The sequence below is a fragment of the Enterobacter cloacae complex sp. ECC445 genome (genome assembly GCF_021892025.1).
GTDB lineage: Bacteria > Pseudomonadota > Gammaproteobacteria > Enterobacterales > Enterobacteriaceae > Enterobacter > Enterobacter chengduensis.
In genome coordinates this window covers 1-21496 of sequence record NZ_JAKLRZ010000016.1, presented here as the reverse complement: position 1 = coordinate 21496, position 21496 = coordinate 1, and the positions used below count along the sequence as shown (strand labels likewise).

The window sequence follows — 21496 nt, the reverse complement described above, 5'->3', positions numbered from 1 at the left end:
TCGCCCGCAGGGAAACCTGCGGGCAGACGGAGAATAATAATGAGTCAACATACTTCCGATCCGGCAACCCTACGCCTGCCGTTTAAAGAGAAACTCGCCTACGGGATGGGCGATCTCGGCTCGAACATCCTGCTGGATATCGGCACCCTGTATCTGCTGAAGTTTTATACCGACGTGCTGGGGCTGCCGGGCACCTACGGCGGGATCATCTTCCTGATTGCCAAGTTCTTTACCGCCTTCACCGACATGGGCACCGGGATCATGCTCGACTCCCGGCGCAAGATTGGCCCGAAGGGGAAATTCCGCCCGTTCGTGCTGTACGCGGCGTTCCCGGTGACGCTGCTGGCGATTGCCAACTTCGTCGGCACGCCGTTTGAGGTCACGGGTAAGACGGTCATGGCGACCGTGCTGTTCATGCTGTACGGCCTGTTCTTCAGCATGATGAACTGTTCTTACGGCGCGATGGTGCCCGCCATGACCAAAAACCCGAACGAGCGCGCCTCGCTGGCCGCCTGGCGTCAGGGCGGCGCCACGCTGGGCCTGCTGCTCTGTACCGTGGGCTTTGTTCCGGTGATGAACCTGATTGAGGGCAACGATCGGCTTGGCTATATCTTTGCCGCCACCCTCTTCTCGCTGTTCGGGCTGTTCTTTATGTGGTGGTGCTATAAGGGCGTGACCGAGCGTTACGTCGAGACGCGGCCTGCCAATCCGGCGCAAAAGCCCGGGCTGCTGCAGTCGTTTCGCGCCATCGCCGGGAACCGTCCGCTGTTTATTCTGTGCATTGCTAACCTGTGCACGCTGGGCGCCTTCAACGTCAAGCTCGCCATCCAGGTGTACTACACGCAGTACGTCCTGAACGACCCGATCCTGCTGTCGTATATGGGCTTCTTCAGCATGGGCTGTATTTTTATCGGCGTCTTTATGATGCCCGGCGCGGTGCGGCGCTTCGGTAAGAAAAAGGTCTACATCAGCGGGCTGACGATTTGGGTGGCGGGCGATCTGCTCAACTACTTCTTCGGCGGCGGCTCGGTGAGCTTTGTGGCGTTCTCCTGCCTGGCCTTCTTCGGCTCCGCGTTTGTGAACAGCCTGAACTGGGCGCTGGTGTCCGATACCGTGGAGTACGGCGAGTGGCGTACCGGCGTGCGCTCCGAGGGAACGGTCTACACCGGATTTACCTTCTTCCGCAAGGTGTCTCAGGCGCTGGCGGGCTTCTTCCCGGGGATTATGCTGACGCAGATCGGCTATGTGCCCAACGTGGCACAATCCGCCGGGACGGTTGAAGGCCTGCGGCAGCTGATCTTTATCTACCCGAGCCTGCTGGCGGTCATCACCATCGTGGCGATGGGCTGCTTCTACAACCTCAACGAGAAGATGTATGTGCGCATCGTCGAAGAGATTGAACTGCGCAAGCGTACGGCATAAAAGACGAGATAGCGCGCCCTGCGGGGCGCTCTGAGGATCGACCATGACACATAACAGTGATCCGTTAACCCTGAAATTGAGCCTGCGAGAGAAGTGCGCCTACGGGATGGGCGATTTTGGCTCGAACCTGATGCTGTGTATTGGCACGCTGTATCTCCTGAAGTTTTACACCGATGAACTGGGCCTGCCCGCGTTCTACGGCGGCATTATTTTCCTGGTGGCGAAATTCTTCACCGCGCTTACCGACATGCTGACCGGCGTGCTGCTGGACTCCCGGCGCAATATCGGCGCGAGGGGAAAATTCAGGCCGTTTATTCTTTACGCTTCCGTCCCGGTGGCGCTGGTCGCGACGGCGCAGTTTATGGCCAACGACTTTAGCCTGACGGTGAAAACGGCGCTCGCCACGGTGCTCTTTATGCTGTTTGGCCTGTGCTACAGCCTGATGAACTGCTCTTACGGGGCGATGGTACCGGCCATGACCAAAAACCCCAACGAGCGCGCGCAGCTTGCCGCCTGGCGTCAGGGCGGCGCCACGGTCGGGCTGTTGCTCTGCACCGTCGGCTTTATGCCCATTCAGGCGCTGTTCGTCCACCAGCCCTCTCTCGGTTATCTGGTGGCCGCGCTGGCGTTTGTGACGGGTGGTCTGTTCTGCATGTGGTGGTGCTACAGCGGCGTGAAGGAGCGCTACGTGGAGCTCACGCCCGATCACCATAAGCCCGGCATTCTGAAATCGTTCTGCGCGATTTTCCGTAACCCGCCGCTGCTGGTGCTGTGCATCGCCAACCTGTGTACCCTCGCCGCCTTTAACATCAAGCTGGCGATTCAGGTCTATTACACCCAGTACGTGCTGAACGATCTGCATCTGCTGTCGTGGATGGGTTTTTTCAGCATGGGCTGCATTCTGATTGGCGTGTTTCTGGTGCCCGGCGCGGTGAAGCGCTTTGGCAAGAAGCCGGTCTATCTGGGCGGGCTGGCGCTGTGGGCGGTGGGTGACGTGCTGAACTTCTTCTGGGGGACCAGCTCCCTGCTGTTCGTGCTGTTTTCCTGCATGGCCTTCTTCGGCACGGCGTTTGTGAACAGCCTGAACTGGGCGCTGGTGCCGGATACCGTCGATTACGGCGAGTGGAAAACCGGCATCCGCGCCGAAGGGTCGGTGTACACCGGGTATACCTTCTCGCGCAAAATATCCGCCGCCCTCGCCGGCTTCCTGCCCGGCATCATGCTGACCCAGATTGGCTACGTTCCCCATGCCGTTCAAAGCGCAGGCACGCTGCTGGGATTGCGCCAGCTTATTTTCCTCTGGCCTTGCGGCCTGGCGATCGTGGCCGCCGTAACCATGGGGCTGTTTTATAAACTCAACGAAGCGCGCTTCGCCTTTATTATCGAGGAGATTGGAAAACGGAAAAAACAAACCGCAAATACCCCTGAGATCACCACCAACAATAAAGCGTCAGCAGTCACTTTATAACAATAAATCCGGCCACTATGTCCTTCCTGTTAATCAGGAGGGAGGCCTTTCTGTACCTGATACATGGACAAATTATGAAAAGAATCATTACCGTACTGATCGTGTCGTCTGTGTCCTGCCCGGTATTCGCCGGGGCCTATGTCGAAACGCGTGAAGCCTACAACACGGCCTCTGAGCTGCACGAGGTGATCCTGCGAGCGGGATATAACTTCGATATGGGCGCGGGGCTGATGTTCACCAACGCCTATAACGTGGGGAAATGGGACGAGCTGAAGCACAGCTATAACGAAATTGAGGGGTGGTATCCGCTCTTTAAACCCACCGACAAACTCACCTTCCAGCCCGGCGGATTAATTAACGACAGCAGCGCCGGTTCGGGCGGTGCGGTCTATCTGGACACCAATTATAAATTCGTCGACGGGTTCAACCTGACGTTTCGCTATCGCTATAACCATAACAATTACGATACGCCGGATTACAACGGGCAGATGGATAAAAACGACACGCACGAGTTTGCCAACTACTGGAATTTCAAAGTGACGGATGCCTTTTTCTACACCTTTGAACCGCACTTTTTCCAGCGGGTGAATGATTACCACAGCAAAAACGGCAAAGACCATCACTGGGAAATCACCAATAAATTCAGCTATAAGATCGACAGAAACTGGCTGCCGTACCTCGAGCTTCAGTGGCTGGACAGATGGAATGATTACAACCGCGAGCAGTACCGGATTCGGTTGGGGTTAAGGTATTCGTTCTAACAAAAAAGCCGCTGATTTCTCAGCGGCTTTTTTACTACGGATTAACCGTATTAGTCTTCTTTCGCACCGCGCATAGCACGTTTACGATCGTTCTCGGTCAGGTGACGTTTACGGATACGAATTGACTGTGGAGTCACTTCGACCAGTTCGTCATCATCGATGAATTCCAGAGCCTGCTCCAGAGTCATCTTGATCGGTGGAACCAGAACCGTTGCTTCGTCAGTACCGGACGCACGCATGTTGGTCAGTTTCTTACCGGTCAGGCAGTTTACGGTCAGGTCGTTAGAACGACTGTGAATACCGATGATCTGGCCTTCGTAAACTTCCGCACCGTGACCCAGGAACAGCTTACCGCGATCCTGCAGACCGAACAGCGCAAACGCAACCGCTTTACCCTGACCGTTGGAGATCAGCACGCCGTTGTTACGCTGGCCCACTTCACCCGGACGAACGTCGTCGTAGTGGCTGAAGGTGGAGTACAGCAGACCGGTACCGGAGGTCATGGTCATGAACTCAGAACGGAAGCCGATCAGGCCACGGCTTGGGATCACGTAGTCGAGACGTACGCGGCCTTTGCCATCTGGATTCATGTTTTTCAGGTCGCCTTTACGCTCGCCCAGAGCCTGCATGACAGAACCCTGGTGCTGCTCTTCAACGTCCAGCGTTACGTTTTCGAACGGCTCTTGTTTACGGCCGTCGATTTCGCGGAAGATAACTTTCGGACGGGAAACCGCCATCTCGAAACCTTCACGACGCATGTTTTCGATCAGAACAGACAGGTGCAGCTCACCACGACCCGAAACGCGGAATGCATCAGCGTCTTCGGTTTCTTCAACGCGCAGCGCAACGTTGTGCACCAGCTCTTTGTTCAGGCGGTCAAGGATCTGACGGGAGGTAACGAATTTACCTTCTTTACCACAGAACGGAGAGGTGTTGACGTTGAAGAACATGGATACGGTTGGTTCATCAACGGACAGGGCTGGCAGCGCTTCGACGTTCTGCGGATCGCAGATGGTGTCGGAGATGTTCAGTTCACCCAGACCGGTGATAGCGATGATGTCGCCCGCTTCCGCAACGTCACTCTCGATACGCTCAAGACCCAGGTGAGTCAGTACTTTACCGACTTTACCGTTACGGGTTTTGCCTTCGCTATCGATGATAGTGACCTGCTGGTTAGGCTTCACTTTACCGCGCTTGATACGACCAATGCCGATAACGCCAACGTAGTTGTTGTAGTCGAGCTGAGAGATCTGCATCTGCAGGGTGCCGTCGAGATCGACGCTTGGCGCAGGAACACGGTCAACAATCGCCTGATACAGCGGGGTCATGTCTTCAGCCATGTCTTCGTGGTCCAGACCGGCAATACCGTTCAGCGCAGAAGCGTAAACGATAGGGAAGTCCAGCTGCTCGTCGGTCGCGTCGAGGTTAACGAACAGGTCGAAGACCTGATCAACAACCCAGTCAGGACGCGCGCCAGGACGGTCAACTTTGTTGATAACAACGATTGGCTTCAGACCATGGGCAAAAGCTTTTTTGGTCACGAAGCGCGTCTGTGGCATTGGGCCATCCATTGCGTCAACGACCAGCAGAACGGAGTCTACCATGGACATTACACGTTCAACTTCACCACCGAAGTCGGCGTGCCCTGGGGTATCAACGATGTTGATACGGTAGTCATTCCATTTAATCGCGGTGTTTTTCGCGAGGATGGTAATCCCACGCTCTTTCTCCAAATCGTTGGAGTCCATCACGCGTTCTTGGGTTTCGGCACGCGCATCAAACGTACCGGATTGCTGCAGCAGCTTATCAACCAGGGTAGTTTTACCATGGTCAACGTGCGCGATGATGGCGATGTTACGCAAATTTTCGATCACAACTTTGCCTCAGGCATTTAGAAATAGCGCGTTATTGTACACGGATTAATCGCACTACAAAACAGGATCACAAACATCCCCCGCAAACAAGTATTGCAGAGATGCTTTGTGATCGCTTTCACGGAGCGGTAAAAGGGCACTTTAACGTAAATTGCACCAATATGGTGCTCAATGTTCACATTGAAGCACTATACTGGTGCAACAAATCCATCGTGGTGCAGCCCTTTTGCACTATGGTGCGCATGATAACGCCTTTTTGGGGTGTTTTAAAAGTTGGCACAGATTTCGCTTTATAAAAAACACATGGCACCAGCCAGTACAAACAGAAATTGAAGACCTCGTTACCACGACGACAATGACCAATCTGGAGAGTTAAGTATGTCCGCTGAACACGTTTTGACGATGCTGAACGAACATGAAGTGAAGTTTGTTGATCTGCGCTTCACCGATACCAAAGGTAAAGAACAGCACGTCACAATCCCTGCTCATCAGGTGAACGCCGAATTCTTCGAAGAAGGCAAAATGTTTGACGGCTCCTCCATTGGCGGCTGGAAAGGCATCAACGAATCCGACATGGTTCTGATGCCAGATGCAACCACCGCGGTCATTGATCCGTTCTTCGAAGAACCTACCCTGATCATCCGTTGCGACATCCTCGAGCCAGGCACGCTGCAGGGCTACGACCGCGACCCACGTTCTATCGCTAAACGCGCTGAAGAGTACCTGCGTTCTACCGGCATCGCGGACACCGTGCTGTTCGGGCCAGAGCCAGAGTTCTTCCTGTTCGATGATATCCGTTTCGGTGCCTCTATTTCTGGCTCCCACGTGGCTATCGACGACATCGAAGGCGCATGGAACTCCTCCACCAAATACGAAGGCGGTAACAAAGGTCACCGTCCAGGCGTGAAAGGCGGTTACTTCCCGGTTCCTCCGGTCGATTCCGCACAGGACATTCGTTCCACCATGTGTCTGGTGATGGAAGAGATGGGCCTGGTGGTTGAAGCGCACCACCACGAAGTGGCGACTGCGGGTCAGAACGAAGTGGCTACCCGCTTCAACACCATGACCAAAAAAGCGGACGAAATTCAGATCTACAAATACGTTGTGCATAACGTTGCGCACCGTTTCGGTAAAACCGCGACCTTCATGCCAAAACCGATGTTTGGCGACAACGGTTCCGGTATGCACTGCCACATGTCTCTGTCCAAGAACGGCACTAACCTGTTCTCTGGCGACAAATATGCCGGTCTGTCCGAGCAGGCGCTGTACTACATCGGTGGCGTTATCAAACACGCTAAAGCGATCAACGCCCTGGCGAACCCAACCACTAACTCCTACAAGCGTCTGGTCCCGGGCTACGAAGCGCCAGTCATGCTGGCCTACTCCGCGCGTAACCGTTCTGCTTCTATCCGTATCCCGGTGGTGGCATCTCCTAAAGCGCGTCGTATCGAAGTTCGCTTCCCGGACCCAGCGGCTAACCCATACCTGTGCTTCGCCGCACTGCTGATGGCCGGTCTGGACGGTATCAAGAACAAGATCCACCCGGGCGAAGCGATGGACAAAAACCTGTACGACCTGCCGCCAGAAGAAGCGAAAGAGATCCCACAGGTTGCTGGCTCTCTGGAAGAAGCCCTGCAGGCGCTGGACGCAGACCGCGAGTTCCTGACTGCGGGCGGCGTGTTCACTGACGACGCTATCGATGCTTACATCGCCCTGCGTACCGAAGAGAACGACCGCGTGCGCATGACGCCACACCCGGTTGAGTTCGAACTGTACTACAGCGTTTAATTAAGTTGTTTTACCCGGCGTGACACGCGCCGGGAGTAGTTGCCGTGGAAACTTTTAGCCCATCTCCGGATGGGCTTTTTTCTCCACCAACAACCTGATCTCACGCGCTTTTTACGCCGAAAACGCTATACTGCACTAAATTAGTGCAAACGACTCCAGGAGACTGCTGAATGGCAACTGGCACGCTGCCCGATGCTGGGCAGATCCTCAATTCTTTGATTAACAGCATCTTGCTGGTCGATGACGAGCTGGCCGTTCATTACGCCAACCCGGCGGCGCAGCAGCTGCTCGCACAAAGCGCACGCAAACTGTTCGGCACCCCGCTTCCTGAACTCCTGAGCTATTTTTCGCTGAATATTGGCCTGATGCAGGAAAGTTTGCAGGCCGGCCAGGGGTTTACCGATAACGAAGTGACGCTGGTGATCGACGGGCGCTCGCACATTCTGTCGCTGACCGCGCAGCGTCTTCCTGAAGGGCTGATCCTGCTGGAAATGGCGCCGATGGATAATCAGCGTCGACTGAGCCAGGAGCAGCTTCAGCATGCGCAGCAAATTGCCGCCCGTGACCTGGTCCGCGGTCTGGCGCATGAAATCAAAAATCCGCTGGGTGGGTTACGCGGCGCGGCGCAGCTGCTGACCAAGGCGCTTCCCGACCCCGCGCTGGCGGAGTACACCAACGTCATCATTGAGCAGGCGGACCGTCTGCGGAATCTGGTAGACCGCCTTCTCGGGCCGCAGCAGCCGGGAATGCACGTCACGGAAAGCATTCATAAGGTGGCTGAACGGGTGGTGAAGCTCGTCTCAATGGAGCTGCCGGAGAACGTCACGCTGGTACGTGATTACGACCCCAGCCTGCCGGAACTGGCCCATGACCCGGACCAGATTGAGCAGGTCCTGTTGAATATTGTGCGCAACGCCCTGCAGGCGCTGGGGCCCGACGGGGGCGAGATTATTTTACGCACCCGTACCGCCTTCCAGCTCACGTTACACGGCGTCCGCTACCGGCTGGCGGCCCGCATCGACGTCGAGGATAACGGGCCCGGCATTCCATCGCATCTTCAGGACACCCTGTTCTACCCGATGGTCAGCGGTCGCGAAGGCGGGACAGGCCTGGGCTTATCCATTGCCCGCAGTTTGATCGATCAACACTCCGGGAAAATTGAATTTACCAGTTGGCCGGGACATACCGAGTTTTCGGTCTTCCTGCCGATTAAAAAATAAAGGTGACGTTTATGCAACGAGGGATAGTCTGGGTAGTCGATGACGATAGCTCCATCCGTTGGGTGCTTGAACGCGCGCTCACAGGGGCAGGATTAAGCTGCACGACGTTTGAGAGCGGCAGCGAAGTGCTCGACGCACTCACCACCAAAACGCCGGATGTTTTGCTTTCGGATATTCGCATGCCGGGCATGGACGGGCTGGCGCTGTTAAAGCAGATCAAACAACGCCACCCTATGCTTCCGGTCATCATAATGACCGCGCACTCCGATCTGGATGCCGCAGTGAGCGCCTATCAGCAAGGGGCGTTCGATTACCTGCCCAAACCGTTTGATATCGACGAGGCGGTGGCGCTGGTTGAGCGCGCAATTAGCCATTATCAGGAGCAGCAACAGCCGCGCCACGCGCCCGATTTTGGGCCAACCACCGACATCATCGGCGAAGCGCCGGCGATGCAGGACGTGTTTCGCATTATTGGTCGCCTGTCCCGCTCGTCCATTAGCGTATTGATTAACGGTGAATCGGGGACCGGTAAAGAGCTTGTGGCGCATGCCTTGCACCGCCACAGCCCGCGGGCAAAAGCGCCGTTTATCGCTCTGAATATGGCGGCGATCCCGAAGGATTTAATTGAGTCCGAGCTGTTCGGCCATGAAAAAGGGGCGTTTACCGGCGCGAATACCATTCGTCAGGGGCGCTTTGAACAGGCTGACGGTGGGACGCTGTTCCTGGATGAGATCGGCGATATGCCGCTGGATGTTCAGACCCGCCTGCTGCGCGTGCTGGCCGACGGGCAGTTTTATCGCGTGGGTGGCTACGCGCCGGTGAAGGTTGACGTGCGCATTATCGCCGCGACCCACCAGAACCTGGAGCAGCGCGTGCAGGAAGGTAAATTCCGCGAGGATTTATTCCATCGACTGAACGTCATCCGCGTCCATCTGCCGCCGCTGCGTGAACGTCGGGAAGATATTCCCCGCCTGGCGCGTCATTTCCTGCAGGTGGCCGCCCGCGAGCTGGGCGTGGAGGCCAAACAGCTTCACCCGGAAACCGATGCCGCCCTGACGCGTCTGGCGTGGCCGGGCAACGTGCGCCAGCTGGAGAATACCTGCCGCTGGTTAACGGTGATGGCCGCCGGACAGGAAGTGCTGATTCAGGATTTACCGGCCGAGCTGTTTGAAGCGACCGCGCCTGAAAGCAGTACCGGTCACGCGTTGCCGGACAGCTGGGCGACGCTGCTGGCGCAGTGGGCCGACCGCGCGCTGCGTTCCGGTCATCAAAACCTGCTGTCTGAGGCTCAGCCAGAGATGGAGCGTACGCTGTTAACTACCGCGCTTCGTCATACGCAGGGCCATAAGCAGGAAGCCGCTCGCCTGTTGGGATGGGGGCGTAATACCCTGACGCGCAAGCTTAAAGAGCTGGGAATGGAGTAGTCCTACCCGAAGTGTAAAGGTTATTAATTGAGCGCAAATTGCCGTTATTTTGCGCTTTACTGTTCCGACGAGTTTTGTATGATCGTGCCCGGAAATTGGGGGTGAACATCATGCTGGAAACAATCGTGAATATGCTCTCTAGCGGAGCCGCTGAAAGCCACACGCCACAAACCGCCGTTGCGGCTATGCTGTGCGCGGCGCTGGTTGGGCTGTTTAGCTAGCGAGTTGAACGTAAAAGCCGGGTGGCGGCTTCGCCTTACCCGGCCTACGTTTAGTGCTTTAGGCAATGCACCTTAAATCACCCGCGAGAACTGCTGCATGCGCGCCTTCTGGCGCAGATACGCATCAAAGCACATGCAGATATTCCGGATCAACAGACGCCCCTTCGGCGTGACCTCAATCGCGCTCTCCGACACATCCACCAGCCCATCTTTCGCCAGGGGCGCAATCAGCTTCAGGTCTTCCGCAAAGTAATCGTTGAAGTGCAGATCCCACTGCGACTCAATGTCGCCGAAATCGAGACGGAAGTTGCAGATAAGCGCTTTAATCACATCGCGACGGATGCAGTCGTCGCGCGTGAGCGCAATGCCGCGCCACAGGGCGTTACCCGTTTCATCGACCTGCTGATAGTAAAGCTTCAGCTCTTTCTGGTTCTGCGCGTAGCAGTCGCCGATCATGCTGATAGCGGAGACGCCCATCCCCAGCAAATCGGTATCGCCCTGGGTGGTGTAGCCCTGGAAGTTACGGTGCAGAACGCCTTCGCGCTGGGCGATGGCCAGTTCGTCATCCGGACGAGCAAAGTGATCCATACCGATAAACTGATAGCCGGTCTCGGTCAGCGAAGTAATGGTTTCCTGCAGGATATCCAGCTTCTGCTGGGCTGAAGGCAGATCCGCATCTTTAATTTTGCGCTGGGCGGCGAAGAGCGTCGGCAGATGGGCGTAGTTAAAGACGCTCAGGCGGTCCGGATTGAGTTCGGCCACGCGCTTCAGCGTGAAGGCGAAGCTTTCCGGCGTTTGCTTTGGCAGGCCGTAAATCAGGTCAATATTGGTTGAGGTGAAGCCAATTTCACGCGCGTGGTTGAGTAAGGCAAAGATAAATTCTTCGTCCTGCTCGCGGTTCACCAGACGCTGAACCTCTTTATTGAAATCCTGCACGCCCATGCTCAGGCGGTTGAAGCCTTCGGCGCGTAAGTGATCCAGTACATCCAGCTCGATTTCACGCGGATCGACTTCGATCGAGATTTCAGCGTCGGCGTTAAAGCTGAAATTGCCGCGCAGCAGGGTCATCAGGCGGCTTATTTGCGCTTTATTCAGATAGGTTGGCGTGCCGCCGCCCCAGTGAAGCTGGCTGACGTGACGGCCAGCAAAAAGCGGCGCGCGATGCACAATTTCCTGTTCGAGCGCATCAAGATACTGGTCGGCTTTATGCTGCTGACGGGTAACGATTTTATTGCAGCCGCAGAAGTAGCAAAGCTTGTGGCAGAACGGAATATGGACGTAGAGGGACAGCGGACGCTCAGGATAGCGCGCGACGGCCTGCTGAAAATCCCCTTCGCCGAAGGCATCGGAGAACTCCAGCGCGGTGGGGTATGACGTATAGCGCGGCCCGGAATAGTTATATTTCTGGATTAGGGCCAAATCCCAGTCGATAGTTGGTGCTGACATGCTCACTCCTTCCGTTGGTGTCGCGTTCGTATACGGCGGCCCGTTCTGGCCCCGTTGCGGGCCATCATTCGGGTGCGCAGCCACTTCTGTCGCCGCGACAACCGCCGTAGTTTAACGAATAACCACACCAGATAACATATAACCGGAAGGGTTATAAGCAGGACTATCGTGCCTGCCGGGTGCAAATGCTAGTTTCCACCCTTCAGAAGACGCATCATATCTTCCTGCTTTTCGTCTTCTTCTTCATCTTCGTCATCGTCGTATGACAGGCCCAGCTTCTGCATCAGTTCATCAATGCGGTCCAGTTTGGCATCCACCCATGACTGCTCTTCCGCGGTCAGGGTTTCGCCCTCTTCAAGACGTTCCAGCAGCGCGTCCAGGCGCTCATCGTTCTCCAGCAAATCCAGCTCAGCCTGCGGTGAAAGCATAGGTTTCTCGCTCTTTGGTTTGTGCTGCTTAGTGACCGGGGTGTCTGTCACGCCCAGTGGAATGGGAGTTTTACTGCCGATACGAGGGTCTTTCTCCTGTTTACCATTTGCAGAAGCGCCCGCTGCACCACCACCGTTGGCACGGCTACCCGCAGCATGACCGCGATGTTTTTTGTCGCGTTTGCGATCGCGCGCTTCCTGGTTCAGTTCTTCGCGCGTTTTGCGGCGTGCTTTTGCAGGGCGCTTCGCGCCCGCAGCGGAGGTTGGTTTTTTCATGATGTTTTATCTTTAAGCCGTTTTATTCAGTATAGAATTGCGGCGAAATCTAGCAGAAAGCAAGCAAAGAAAAAAGGCGACAGAGCAATCTGTCGCCTTTTTTCCTGACTCACAACCCTTAGCGGGCCAGACATTCCGTGTTTGCCAACAACAAACCCTGTTTATCCCTTGGCTAATACCGTCCGTGATACGGTTCCATTTCCTGTTAACACGCCTCCAGGCGCTGGTCATCCTGACAATCCTGCGTCTTCGCCTCCTGGCGCTCCTGACCCTAATCCTTAAGTCGATATCCTGTTGGCTTCCTCGCCCTGACGCACACTTTACCTTGTTCCGTTAAACTAACAAGCAACGAAACGGTACAAAAAGAGATTTTCAGACAATTACCCAGAAATAAGCTTATGATTTAAAACAGTTTGGCTTTTTTAACACCTGCGAATTCTCTTAAATCTCCCATAGCATCACTGGCCGATCTCTCACACCGCCTGTGGCATTCGCCTACAGGTCATAGTAATCAGAAAAGCCTTTTGCCTGCATTCGGGTATAATCCCCTTCAGATTACGATTTTGGAGACGACCACGTGACTACCTGGAACTACCAACAGACGCATTTTGTCACCAGTGCGCCCGATATTCGCCACCTTCCTTCTGATACCGGTATTGAAGTGGCCTTTGCTGGCCGCTCGAATGCGGGAAAATCCAGCGCCCTGAATACGCTGACCAATCAGAAGAGCCTGGCGCGTACCTCAAAAACACCTGGCCGTACCCAGCTGATCAACCTGTTTGAAGTCGCAGAGGGCAAACGCCTGGTCGACTTACCGGGATACGGTTACGCGCAGGTACCGGAAGAGATGAAAATCAAGTGGCAGCGTGCGCTGGGTGAATACCTGGAAAAACGTCTGTGCCTGAAAGGTCTGGTCGTGCTGATGGACATTCGCCATCCCCTGAAAGATCTGGATCAGCAGATGATCGACTGGGCAGTAGCGAGCGATATCGCCGTGCTGGTGCTGCTGACAAAAGCCGATAAGCTGGCAAGCGGCGCGCGTAAAGCGCAGGTGAATATGGTTCGCGAAGCGGTGCTGGCGTTCAACGGTGATGTACAGGTTGAGCCGTTCTCCTCGCTGAAAAAACAGGGCGTGGACAAGCTGCGTCAGAAGCTCGACACCTGGTTTAGCGAGCTGGAACCCGCGACGGAAGCGGAAGAAGAGTAATACCGAGCGCGGCGATGGCCGCGTTTTTTTTGCCTGAATTTTCTTTGCCGCAATAAAAAACGCCCCAGTCATTACTGACTGGGGCGGCTAAAATATTCAGCCAAATCCGATTACGTGAAGTAAAAGGTCTGAAAGATAGAACATCTTACCTCTGTACCCTACGCCGATAACTCTACCCCTTTTTGTGCTGCAGAAAAAGCACTTTTTGTAGTTTTTTTTCATTCTTTACATAGGGAATTCTAATGATCGTCACAAAACGCGCGTTCTTATGTTGCAAACTTACATAAAAAGCGCGTTATGCGAATAATCGTTAGTGAGCCTGATCCCAGTTCTCACCACTTCCGACTTCCACCAGCAACGGCACGTCAAGCGTCATGCTGCTTTCCATCAGTTCATGGATCTTCTTCGACACGGCGTCGAGGTCGTCTTTGTGCACTTCAAACACCAGTTCATCGTGTACCTGCATGATCATTTTCACGCGAGGCTTCTCTTTTTCAAGCCAGGCATCGACGGCGATCATCGCACGCTTAATGATGTCCGCCGCGGTACCCTGCATCGGGGCGTTGATCGCCGCTCGCTCTGCGCCAGCGCGGCGCGCCGCGTTGCTGGATTTGATGTCCGGTAAGTAGAGACGGCGGCCATCCAGCGTTTCGACGTAGCCTTTTTCCTTCGCCTGCGCGCGGGTGCGCTCCATGTATTCCAGCACGCCCGGATAGCGCTCGAAGTAGAGATCCATGTACTTCTGGGACTCTTTACGCGGGATGTTGAGCTGGCGTGAAAGGCCGAAAGCACTCATGCCGTAAATCAGACCGAAGTTGATCGCCTTCGCGCTGCGGCGCTGTTCGTTGGTCACGCTGTCCAGCGGCAAGCCGAAGACTTCCGCTGCGGTTGCCCGGTGGATATCCTTCCCTTCGGCAAACGCGGTCAGCAGGCCTTTATCGCGCGAAAGGTGCGCCATAATGCGCAGTTCGATTTGCGAGTAGTCCGCCGAGACAATCAGGTAATCCTCCGGCGCAATGAAAGCCTGGCGAATACGGCGGCCTTCTTCATTACGTACCGGGATGTTCTGCAGGTTGGGGTCCGTTGACGAGAGACGACCGGTCGCCGCGACAGCCTGATGATACGACGTGTGCACGCGACCCGTTTTCGGGTTGATCATCAGCGGGAGCTTGTCGGTATAGGTCGACTTCAGCTTCGCGAGACCACGGTACTGCAGAATCACTTTTGGCAGCGGGTAATCCAGCGCCAGCTCTTCCAGCACCTCTTCAGAGGTTGACGGCGCGCCGCCAGGGGTTTTCTTCAGCGGCTTGATGCCCTGCTTTTCAAACAGAATGGTTTGCAGCTGCTTCGGTGAAGAGAGATTAAACGGCTCGCCTGCCAGCTCGTGCGCCTTTTGCTCAAGCTCGGTCAGACGCTGCGCCAGCTCCCCGGAGTGGTTATGCAGGACCGTTGGGTCGATTTTCACGCCGTTGCGTTCAATGCGGGACAGCACCGGTACCAGCGGCATCTCGACATGCTGGAACACATTCAGCGGCCCCTCCTGCTTCTGCAGTTTTGGCCACATCTTCAGGTGCAGCTGGAGCGTAACGTCGGCGTCTTCCGCCGCGTAGCGCCCCGCCTCTTCAAGAGCAATCTGGTTAAAGGTGAGCTGATTTTTCCCTTTACCGGCAATCTCTTCAAAGGTGATGGTTTTGTGCTTCAGCCAGCGATCAGATAAGGAATCCATATCATGACGACCCGCGACGCTGTCCAGAATGTAGGATTCGAGCATGGTGTCGAAGGCGATCCCGCGCAGTTCAATACCGTAGTTTTGCAGGATACCGCGGTCGTACTTGAGGTTTTGCCCCACCTTGAGCGCCTTTTCGTCTTCCAGGATCGGCTTGAGCAGCTCAAGCACGCGTTCACGGGAGATCTGCTCCGGCGCGTCCAGGTAATCGTGCGCTACGGGAACGTAGGCAGCCATACCCGGCTCTGTCGCAAACGACAGGCCAACCATATTGGCAGAAATGTTATCGAGACTGTCCGTTTCGGTATCAAAGGCAAAAACCGGTGCTTTTTTTAGCTTCTCGATCCAGGCGACCAGCTGTGACTCTTCAAGAAGGGTTTCGTAGTTGTCGAAAGAGAGCGTCGCAGCTTCTTCTTCCACCTGCTCTTCAGCATCAACGACGATCGTCTCCTTCGGCTTTGCAGCAGGTTTGGCCCCTTTTGCCTGTAGCCATTTACCGGCTTCCACGTCGGTGATCCAGCGCTTAAATTCGTATTTTTTAAACAGGGTCAGCAGATCGTCCGCAGAAGGCTGCTGTACTTCAAGCTGCTCACAGCCCAGCTCGAGTTCGACATCGGTTTTGATGGTGGCCAGCTGATAGGAGAGATAAGCCACCTCTTTGTTATCGACAAGTTTTCCGGCCATGGTTTTTGCGCCACGGAAGGAGAGCCCGGCGATTTTGTCTGATTCAGCGTAGAGCGTATCCAGTCCGCCCAGCCCCTGAAGCAGCGCCTGCGCGGTTTTTTCACCAACGCCAGGGACACCCGGAATGTTATCCGAAGAGTCGCCCATCAATGCGAGGAAGTCGATAATCAGCTCAGGCGGCACGCCATACTTAGCGACGACCTCTTCCGGCCCCAGAATGGTGTTGGTCATGGTGTTAATCAGGGTGATACCCGGCGTTACCAGCTGCGCCATATCTTTATCACCGGTGCTGATCAGCACGGGACGACCCATTTTTTCTGCCTCACGCGCCAGCGTGCCGATGACGTCATCAGCTTCAACGCCAGAGACCGCCAGCAGCGGCAGCCCCATCGCTTTTACCATGGCATGCAGCGGCTCAATCTGCGCGCGCAGATCGTCAGGCATTGGCGGACGGTGGGATTTGTAATGCTCGAACAGCTCGTCGCGGAACGTTTTGCCTTTTGCATCAAAAACGACTGCCGCATGGCTTGGTTGATACTGAAGGATCAGGCTGCGCAGCATATTCAGCACGCCGTACATTGCGCCGGTCGGTTCCCCTGCGCTATTGGTCAGAGGAGGAAACGCATGATATGCCCGATACAGGTAAGAAGAGCCATCGACGAGAATAAGAGGGTTTTCTGGGATCTGAACCATAATGTCCGTGCCTTTAATCAATTTATGGGTAAAGGATGCCACAGAAGGATGAAAACATCAGGTATTAGCGCCTGATACAGGAAAAGATTTTGCGATCGTGAGGATCGCTCGCAAAAATCAAACTGTGGATAAGTTTGTGAATATTTTCACTTCAGATGAATAACAGGAGTAAAAAACACATACGGAATAATTTTTAGATCTTAATTATCATATTGTTATGACATGAGATCTTATCTCTATGACCAACTGATGGCAATTTAATCTATGTGGATATAAGCCGTGATAAGCGAGGAATGACAGAGAAATCTTCTGCGGTGGGGTAAAATTGGCCAAAACACCACGTGAAAGCGCCATTAATTTGTCTGTTTTCTGGTAAAATCAGCGCCCTGCGTCGCATAGTCGGCCGCCCACTTACAGCTAACCATCTGAAAAAGCTCATCATGTCGAGATTGCTCGCTGCAATAACATTACCGTTAAGCATCATTTTAACTATCCTGGTGACTGTCGCCTGCTCTGTGCCGATCATTCTCGCCGGCATCATTAAACTGCTGCTGCCAGTCCCCATGGTATGGCGAGCCGTATCCACATTTTGTAATTTTATGATGTATTGCTGGTGCGAAGGGCTGGCGATCCTGTTGTGCCTTAACCCGCACCTGAAATGGGATGTTAAAGGGCTGGAGAGCCTTAACAAAAAGAACTGGTACCTGCTGATCTGCAATCATCACAGCTGGGCGGACATCGTCGTGTTATGCGTGCTGTTCCGCAAACATATCCCGATGAACAAATACTTCCTGAAACAGCAGCTCGCCTGGGTACCTTTTATCGGGCTGGCCTGCTGGGCGCTTGATATGCCGTTTATGAAACGCTATTCGCGCAGCTATTTGATTCGTCATCCGGAACGTCGCGGCAAGGATGTGGAAACCACGCGTCGTTCCTGTGAAAAGTTTCGCGCGCATCCAACGACCATCGTGAACTTTGTAGAAGGGTCCCGATTCACGGAAGAGAAGCGCCGGCAAACTCGCTCTCCTTATCAGCATCTGTTGCCGCCAAAGGCTGCGGGGATTGCGATGGCCCTTAACGTGCTGGGTGCACAATTCGATAAACTTCTTAACGCCACGCTCTGCTATCCGGAAAACGATAAGACGCCGTTCTTTGATATGCTCAGCGGTAAACTGACGCGCATCGTCGTGCGGGTCGATCTGGTCCCCATTGACGCTGAACTGCACGGTGATTACGTAAACGACAAGAATTTCAAACGTCGTTTCCAGCAGTGGCTTAATACGCTCTGGAAAGAGAAAGACGAACGGATAGACAACATTAAATCTTCATACAAAAACGCCGGTCAGTGACCGGCGTTTTTACATCAACGAAATTACTTCTTCTCAACCAGGTATTTCACGGTATCAGCATACTGCTGTACGAAGATATCCATGCTGCTGGTGTCCATGCCCTGCATGTTCAGCTGGTATTTGCCGTTAACAAACATCGCCGGAACGCCCTGAAGCTGGAGGTCAGCAGCCGCTTTTTCCTGCTGGGCCACCAGGGATTTCACCACGAAGCTGTTCCATGCGGCATCGTACTCTTCACCTTTCACGCCAGCATCAACGAACACTTTACGGATATCCGCAGTCGTTTGAACGGTCTGGGTTTTCTGCACGGCTTCAAACATTGGCGCAGTGATCTTATCTTCTACGCCCAGTGCCATAGCCACCGCCCATGCCTGAGTCAGGTCTTTACCCAACGGGCCCAGGAACTCGACGTGGTACTTGGTCATTTTGGTACCTTCCGGCAGCTTTTTCTTCACGTTGTCAGACACATGCAGAACCTGCTCGAACTGATAGCAGTGTGGGCAATAGAACGAGAAGAACTCCAGAACCTGTGGCTCGCCAGCGACCGGTTTTTCCAGCGTGATGTACTGTTTGCCGTCGGTAAATTGCGCAGCAGAAGCGCTAAATGCCAGAATCATACCTGCCAGCGCCAGCCAAATTTTTTTCATGATTAACTCTCTCCTGGGTGTGTCCTATTAATACATCGGCGTTAATTGTAGCGGGGGTTCCTGAAGAACCTTAACCTGCTCAGTGAATGTAGATATCTGGCTACGCCAGTAATCTTCTCCGGTAAGCCACGGGAAATTACGCGGAAATGCGGGATCGTCCCAACGCCTGATTAACCATGCGAGATAATATACAAAACGCATCGCACGTAAAGGCTCAATCAGGGCAATTTCGTCTGAATTAAACGGGCTAAATTCTTCATAAGCTTCAATAATGGTTTCAAGCTGCATGCGTTGCTCGGCTTTGTCACCGTTGAGCAGCATCCACAGATCCTGAACCGCTGGCCCCATTCGCGCATCATCGAGATCGACAAACAGTGGGCCATCGCGCCAGAGAATATTTCCGGCGTGACAATCGCCATGCAGGCGCAGGACGGAAATATCATCGCGCCAGCAGGTTTTCACTGCAGCAATAAGCTTATCGGTAGCGCTGAGGAAGTCATCCTTGAGCGCAGCGGGGATCATTGCAGACGCTGCGAATATTTTGCGCGGTTCCGTGAGATATTCCTGAATCCCGATAGTCGGGCGGGCAATAAACGCTTTTTTGCGTCCCGTCTGGTGTATACGCCCAAGATAGCGGGCAACCCACTCCATCTGATCGATATTATCCGCCTCAAACTGGCGCCCACCCAGGCTCGGGAATACCGCGTAGTAAAACCCTTCGTGCGTCAGGAGCGTTTGGTTATTGAATTTTAGCGGTGCGGCAACGGGTACATCATCATCCAGCAGATCGTGAGCGAACTGATGCTCTTCCTGAATTTGTTCTGCGGACCAGCGTTCAGGACGATAGAACTTTACGACAAAGCGATGACGATCCTCGTCCTGAAATTGATAGACGCGGTTTTCGTAGCTGTTTAATGGGGTTAGCCCGGAATCCACCCGAATACCCTGTTCAAACAGGGCATCCATAATGGTGTCCGGGTGTAATGTCTGGAAAGTAAAAGCCTGGTCGTTCATCCGATCATCCGGAAATTATACGAATGATTCAGGATATCATCTTGTGGCGATTTCGGTGCCACCGCTTACAAGCTTTTACTCTTTAATTACGCCTCGGGCGCGCAATAGTGCGGTCTTAAAATCTTCCTCATAATCTTTCTGAATACCAGGAATAACAGCATCTTTGGCGGAGTCGCGCATTTTAAGGTGGTAGATCAGGATGTCGTCAGAAAGGTCTGCCAGATCGCCGTCAAAACCTGACTCTTTCGCCAGTTTCTGTAAAAATTGCATCAGATTTAGCTCTGGCTCTTTTTGCCAGGCGGGCTGGAGGAGTTCAATAACTTCATTCAGACGTTTACATTTCATGGTGGTGCTCCTTTCATTTAGAGTGACACGTTAGCAGGGTCAATCCCACAATAAAAGAGGCGATATTCGTGAATCTTAGCCAGGAAATCATTGGGGTCGTTCTGGCAGGTGGCAGAGCGAGACGAATGGGGGGGGAAGATAAGGGGCTTCAGCTTCTTAATGGCAAACCCTTGTGGCAGCATGTCGCCAATACGCTCGCAGACCAGGTATCGACAATGGTCATTAGCGCTAACCGGCATATCGACACTTACCGGCAAAGCGGGTACGCCGTTTATCAGGATATTCTTGAGGATTACCCGGGACCGCTGGCCGGTATGCTTTCGGTTATGCAACAGTCTCATGGAGAGTGGTTTATCTTCTGCCCCTGCGATACCCCGTTTATTCCGCCCTGTCTTGTCGAACGCCTGTTACTGCTTCGCGGTTCGGCCCCTGTGGTTTGGGCACATGACGGCGAGCGCGACCATCCCGCTATCGCATTGATGCACCGATCGCTAGCGCCATCCCTGCATGCCTATCTGGCTTCGGGAGAACGCAGGGTGATGGTTTTTATGCGCGAATCTGGCGGCCATCCCGTTGATTTTAGCGATGTGAAATCAGCCTTTGTGAACGTGAATACGCGTGAGGATTTGCAGATGATGCAGGAGAAAAGATGATACCTGTTGTAGCCATTTCCGCCTGGAGTGGGACCGGGAAAACGACGCTGCTGAAAAAGCTCATTCCTGCGCTTTGTGCCAGAGGTATCCGTCCAGGATTGATTAAGCACACACACCATAATATGGATGTTGATACGCCGGGCAAAGATAGCTATGCGTTACGTAAAGCGGGTGCAGCGCAAACGATGGTGGCAAGTACTCAGCGCTGGGCGTTAATGACAGAAACGCCGGATGAGGTACCGCTGGATCTAGCTTATCTGGTCAGCCGGATGGATCACTCCACGCTGGATCTGGTGCTGGTTGAGGGATTTAAGCATGAGGCCGTGCCTAAGATCCTGCTGTTCAGAAGCGATGCCGGGCATGATTTCAGCGAGTTAACGCTGGATGAGCATGTGATTGCGGTGGCCAGTGATGTTGCATTGACGCTTGAGGTTCCAGTGCTGGACTTAAATGATGTGGAGAGGATAGCGGAGTTTATTGTGACATGGGGTGCTGTTTGACTTGCCGGATGGCGGCTTTGCCTTACCCGGCCTACAAAGTTAGCGGGTTCAGAAACGCAAAAAGGCCATCCTTCCGGATGGCCTCTTCACTTAATTGATGCCTGGCAGTTCCCTACTCTCACATGGGGAGACCCCACAATACCATCGGCGCTACGGCGTTTCACTTCTGAGTTCGGCATGGGGTCAGGTGGGACCACCGCGCTAAAGCCGCCAGGCAAATTCTGTTAATCTGTATCAAAGCTGAAAATCGTGTCTGTCTCACCGCCAAAACATCTTCGGCGTTGTAAGGTTAAGCCTCACGGTTCATTAGTATCGGTTAGCTCAACGCATCGCTGCGCTTACACACCCGA

The 21496-nt window shown here is 54.1% G+C and carries 19 protein-coding genes and 1 rRNA gene; 11 read left to right on the top strand and 9 right to left on the bottom strand.

Going from position 1 to position 21496, the window contains the following annotated elements:
- The first annotated feature begins 39 nt into the window (after positions 1–39).
- From L6R44_RS13915 to ompL, 3 genes are all read left to right on the top strand, one after another.
- On the top strand, positions 40–1422 hold the full coding sequence (locus L6R44_RS13915; protein ID WP_237424538.1) for an MFS transporter: 1383 nt from the start codon (positions 40–42) through the stop codon (positions 1420–1422).
- A 43-nt stretch (positions 1423–1465) separates the two neighbouring features.
- Positions 1466–2890, top strand: coding sequence for an MFS transporter (locus L6R44_RS13910; protein WP_237424537.1), 1425 nt, complete (start codon positions 1466–1468; stop codon positions 2888–2890).
- A gap of 74 nt (positions 2891–2964) precedes the next feature.
- Positions 2965–3651 carry a porin OmpL gene (ompL, locus tag L6R44_RS13905; protein ID WP_237424536.1) on the top strand — a complete coding sequence of 229 codons (687 nt, stop codon included), beginning with the start codon at positions 2965–2967 and terminating at the stop codon, positions 3649–3651.
- Positions 3652–3701: 50 nt separating this feature from the next.
- Here the strand turns inward: ompL and typA are convergent, their stop codons facing one another.
- Positions 3702–5525: a ribosome-dependent GTPase TypA gene (typA, locus tag L6R44_RS13900; RefSeq protein WP_237424535.1), complete on the bottom strand. Its 1824-nt coding sequence runs from the start codon at positions 5523–5525 to the stop codon at positions 3702–3704.
- Positions 5526–5903: 378 nt separating this feature from the next.
- On the opposite strand from typA, the gene glnA reads away from it, so the two are divergent.
- From glnA to L6R44_RS13880, 4 genes are all read left to right on the top strand, one after another.
- On the top strand, positions 5904–7313 hold the full coding sequence (glnA, locus tag L6R44_RS13895; RefSeq protein ID WP_008501856.1) for a glutamate--ammonia ligase: 1410 nt from the start codon (positions 5904–5906) through the stop codon (positions 7311–7313).
- 170 nt (positions 7314–7483) lie between these two features.
- Complete coding sequence (glnL, locus tag L6R44_RS13890; protein WP_032644301.1) at positions 7484–8533, top strand: nitrogen regulation protein NR(II); 1050 nt, start codon at positions 7484–7486, stop codon at positions 8531–8533.
- Positions 8534–8544: 11 nt separating this feature from the next.
- Positions 8545–9957: a nitrogen regulation protein NR(I) gene (gene glnG / locus L6R44_RS13885; RefSeq protein ID WP_023309765.1), complete on the top strand. Its 1413-nt coding sequence runs from the start codon at positions 8545–8547 to the stop codon at positions 9955–9957.
- A 110-nt stretch (positions 9958–10067) separates the two neighbouring features.
- Entirely contained in the window at positions 10068–10178 is a 111-nt protein-coding gene (locus tag L6R44_RS13880; RefSeq protein WP_023333898.1) for a YshB family small membrane protein, read from the top strand.
- A gap of 72 nt (positions 10179–10250) precedes the next feature.
- Here the strand turns inward: L6R44_RS13880 and hemN are convergent, their stop codons facing one another.
- On the bottom strand, positions 10251–11624 hold the full coding sequence (gene hemN, locus L6R44_RS13875) for an oxygen-independent coproporphyrinogen III oxidase (RefSeq protein ID WP_237424534.1): 1374 nt from the start codon (positions 11622–11624) through the stop codon (positions 10251–10253).
- A 188-nt stretch (positions 11625–11812) separates the two neighbouring features.
- Positions 11813–12328, bottom strand: a complete 516-nt coding sequence (gene yihI, locus L6R44_RS13870) for a Der GTPase-activating protein YihI (protein ID WP_237424533.1) — start codon at positions 12326–12328, stop codon at positions 11813–11815.
- Positions 12329–12905: 577 nt separating this feature from the next.
- Between yihI and yihA the strand changes: the two genes are divergently transcribed.
- Positions 12906–13535, top strand: coding sequence for a ribosome biogenesis GTP-binding protein YihA/YsxC (gene yihA, locus L6R44_RS13865; protein WP_023309768.1), 630 nt, complete (start codon positions 12906–12908; stop codon positions 13533–13535).
- A gap of 96 nt (positions 13536–13631) precedes the next feature.
- On the opposite strand, the gene L6R44_RS25030 is transcribed toward yihA, so the two are convergent.
- A complete protein-coding gene (locus L6R44_RS25030) occupies positions 13632–13679 on the bottom strand; it encodes a spot 42 RNA, inhibition of DNA synthesis (protein WP_071892919.1) in 48 nt (15 codons plus the stop codon).
- A 166-nt stretch (positions 13680–13845) separates the two neighbouring features.
- Positions 13846–16638, bottom strand: coding sequence for a DNA polymerase I (gene polA / locus L6R44_RS13860; protein WP_077064429.1), 2793 nt, complete (start codon positions 16636–16638; stop codon positions 13846–13848).
- A 440-nt stretch (positions 16639–17078) separates the two neighbouring features.
- On the opposite strand from polA, the gene L6R44_RS13855 reads away from it, so the two are divergent.
- Positions 17079–17987 carry an acyltransferase gene (locus L6R44_RS13855; protein WP_237424532.1) on the top strand — a complete coding sequence of 303 codons (909 nt, stop codon included), beginning with the start codon at positions 17079–17081 and terminating at the stop codon, positions 17985–17987.
- Positions 17988–18010: 23 nt separating this feature from the next.
- Here the strand turns inward: L6R44_RS13855 and dsbA are convergent, their stop codons facing one another.
- From dsbA to L6R44_RS13840, 3 genes are all read right to left on the bottom strand, one after another.
- Positions 18011–18634 carry a thiol:disulfide interchange protein DsbA gene (gene dsbA / locus L6R44_RS13850; protein WP_032644295.1) on the bottom strand — a complete coding sequence of 208 codons (624 nt, stop codon included), beginning with the start codon at positions 18632–18634 and terminating at the stop codon, positions 18011–18013.
- A gap of 27 nt (positions 18635–18661) precedes the next feature.
- Complete coding sequence (locus L6R44_RS13845) at positions 18662–19648, bottom strand: serine/threonine protein kinase (protein WP_237424531.1); 987 nt, start codon at positions 19646–19648, stop codon at positions 18662–18664.
- Positions 19649–19723: 75 nt separating this feature from the next.
- A complete protein-coding gene (locus L6R44_RS13840) occupies positions 19724–19993 on the bottom strand; it encodes a YihD family protein (RefSeq protein WP_008501866.1) in 270 nt (89 codons plus the stop codon).
- Between the two features lie 68 nt (positions 19994–20061).
- Between L6R44_RS13840 and mobA the strand changes: the two genes are divergently transcribed.
- Positions 20062–20646: a molybdenum cofactor guanylyltransferase MobA gene (mobA, locus tag L6R44_RS13835; protein WP_237424530.1), complete on the top strand. Its 585-nt coding sequence runs from the start codon at positions 20062–20064 to the stop codon at positions 20644–20646.
- The gene (mobB, locus tag L6R44_RS13830; protein WP_237424529.1) at positions 20643–21146 is read left to right on the top strand and encodes a molybdopterin-guanine dinucleotide biosynthesis protein MobB; all 504 of its coding nucleotides are present in this window, start codon (positions 20643–20645) and stop codon (positions 21144–21146) included. The genes mobA and mobB overlap by 4 nt, the downstream gene beginning before the upstream one ends.
- Positions 21147–21245: 99 nt before the next feature.
- On the opposite strand, the gene rrf is transcribed toward mobB, so the two are convergent.
- Positions 21246–21361, bottom strand: a 5S ribosomal RNA gene (rrf, locus tag L6R44_RS13825).
- Positions 21362–21496 lie beyond the last annotated feature (135 nt).

Bases quoted from the DNA above. Each gene is read 5' to 3' on its own strand.
- mobB (WP_237424529.1), top strand. From the start codon at position 20,643: ATGATACCTGTTGTAGCCATTTCCGCCTGGAGTGGGACCGGGAAAACG.
- L6R44_RS13855 (WP_237424532.1), top strand. From the start codon at position 17,079: ATGTCGAGATTGCTCGCTGCAATAACATTACCGTTAAGCATCATTTTA.
- yihI (WP_237424533.1), bottom strand. From the start codon at position 12,328: ATGAAAAAACCAACCTCCGCTGCGGGCGCGAAGCGCCCTGCAAAAGCA.
- glnL (WP_032644301.1), top strand. From the start codon at position 7,484: ATGGCAACTGGCACGCTGCCCGATGCTGGGCAGATCCTCAATTCTTTG.
- glnG (WP_023309765.1), top strand. From the start codon at position 8,545: ATGCAACGAGGGATAGTCTGGGTAGTCGATGACGATAGCTCCATCCGT.
- L6R44_RS13880 (WP_023333898.1), top strand. From the start codon at position 10,068: ATGCTGGAAACAATCGTGAATATGCTCTCTAGCGGAGCCGCTGAAAGC.
- glnA (WP_008501856.1), top strand. From the start codon at position 5,904: ATGTCCGCTGAACACGTTTTGACGATGCTGAACGAACATGAAGTGAAG.
- polA (WP_077064429.1), bottom strand. From the start codon at position 16,638: ATGGTTCAGATCCCAGAAAACCCTCTTATTCTCGTCGATGGCTCTTCT.
- L6R44_RS13915 (WP_237424538.1), top strand. From the start codon at position 40: ATGAGTCAACATACTTCCGATCCGGCAACCCTACGCCTGCCGTTTAAA.
- L6R44_RS13910 (WP_237424537.1), top strand. From the start codon at position 1,466: ATGACACATAACAGTGATCCGTTAACCCTGAAATTGAGCCTGCGAGAG.
- hemN (WP_237424534.1), bottom strand. From the start codon at position 11,624: ATGTCAGCACCAACTATCGACTGGGATTTGGCCCTAATCCAGAAATAT.
- L6R44_RS13840 (WP_008501866.1), bottom strand. From the start codon at position 19,993: ATGAAATGTAAACGTCTGAATGAAGTTATTGAACTCCTCCAGCCCGCC.
- ompL (WP_237424536.1), top strand. From the start codon at position 2,965: ATGAAAAGAATCATTACCGTACTGATCGTGTCGTCTGTGTCCTGCCCG.
- dsbA (WP_032644295.1), bottom strand. From the start codon at position 18,634: ATGAAAAAAATTTGGCTGGCGCTGGCAGGTATGATTCTGGCATTTAGC.
- L6R44_RS13845 (WP_237424531.1), bottom strand. From the start codon at position 19,648: ATGAACGACCAGGCTTTTACTTTCCAGACATTACACCCGGACACCATT.